The 1,294-nt window shown below is 65.8% G+C and carries 2 protein-coding genes and 1 pseudogene; all 3 read right to left on the bottom strand.

What is annotated here, in order from left to right:
* A partial coding sequence (locus FEF27_RS13530; protein WP_208009920.1) for a hypothetical protein occupies positions 1–233 on the bottom strand: 233 nt, incomplete at its 3' end.
* Between the two features lie 68 nt (positions 234–301).
* A complete protein-coding gene (locus FEF27_RS13010) occupies positions 302–751 on the bottom strand; it encodes a helix-turn-helix domain-containing protein (RefSeq protein ID WP_138171308.1) in 450 nt (149 codons plus the stop codon).
* Between the two features lie 318 nt (positions 752–1,069).
* Positions 1,070–1,294: pseudogene (locus tag FEF27_RS13525) on the bottom strand (hypothetical protein); the annotation flags it as partial.

Genomic DNA, 1,294 nt, shown 5'->3' with positions numbered 1-1,294 from the left:
CCGGTACACAAACTAATTGACACCCCCGTCCAGGTCTCTCGGGAATAGCGCACCGGATGGCCATCAGGACCAACGTGTTCGGCCGCGGCCAGGGCCCGGACCATCGGGCCGCGCTGACGGGTACTCAAGGTCTGATCCGCAGCAGCCCGGATGAGCTGGTAACGGTGCAACGCGATCTTCTCTGCTCGGTCTTTACGGGCCAGCCGCCCGCGCTGAGGTACGGCTTCAGTCATAGGTCTGCCTCCCTGGCAACAGTGAAGGGGAATCAACATCACCCCAAGATGATGACCCCGGCTGGTGTTCAGCCGGCGCTTTCCCCACCTTCGCCGCCCACAGCCCCGGGCGTAAGGGCCAACTGGTGTTGGATACCTGAGGACCAGCGGCCGGGGTTGAAGAACCCTGGACCAGCCGCCGCCAGCCCGGCACTGTGCCAGGCCAGCCTGACGATGGCCAACCGGTCGGTGAGCACCTCGGCGTATGCGGCCACAGCCGCCAATGCCTGCCCGGCCGGGGTGGTCACAGGGGCGGGCCAGAGGCTGGCAGCATCAGCGCCATCGCGGTGGAGCAAAAGCGTAAACGCCTCCCTGATCGATTCAGCCGAGGCCGTGAAAGCCCGCAGCCAGCCACGCACCGTCGAGACCGGTCGGCCCAGCTGGGCGGCGATCCGGCGGTGACCAGCACCGGTGGTCTTAGCCTCCACCGCGGAGGCGATCACCGCCGCCGCATCAGCACGCCGGGACGCCAATTCCATGCCCAGAAGCACATGGGTCCCCGCACATCCCGCACAGCGGGCTCGGCGGGGACGATGGGCCCGGACCTGGTGGCTGGGGCCACTGCCGTGGCGGATCCTGCGACCCCGGGCCCACCCCCAAGGCCGCAGCACACCCCGACACCCAGGACAGGTCAGGCGCCCAGCAGCCAGATCAGACTCGACAGCATCGACGTGGTGACTTACCGTAAGCATCAGCGCGGTCCTATCGCGTGAGAACGGCTGGCGTGATGCTTCGAAACTTGCACGCTGGCCGTTCGTTTTTAACAGGTCATCGTCAGCCTGATGCCGCCCACCGCGCTAAATCAAGACCTCGCGAGAAAAACCCTGGCCGCCACCAAAGATGACGCCCCCACCGCCAAACGCGGAGCCGCCTAACAGCCCCATGTAACGGGCCAGGTAGGGCAGCATCGCGGTGACATCAGTGCCGTCTTTCATCCACCGTTGCAGGTTGGCGTAGGCGAAGTGATGGCGGAATGCATAGGGCTGTGGTTGCCTACCACCAGTTGGCCGTGGAAGTCCTGC

Origin of the sequence: Nesterenkonia sphaerica (genome assembly GCF_005771565.1) — a bacterium.
Classification (GTDB): domain Bacteria; phylum Actinomycetota; class Actinomycetes; order Actinomycetales; family Micrococcaceae; genus Nesterenkonia; species Nesterenkonia sphaerica.
The sequence above is the reverse complement of the archived record's forward strand: the minus strand, read 5'-3'. Positions and strand labels throughout refer to the sequence as shown.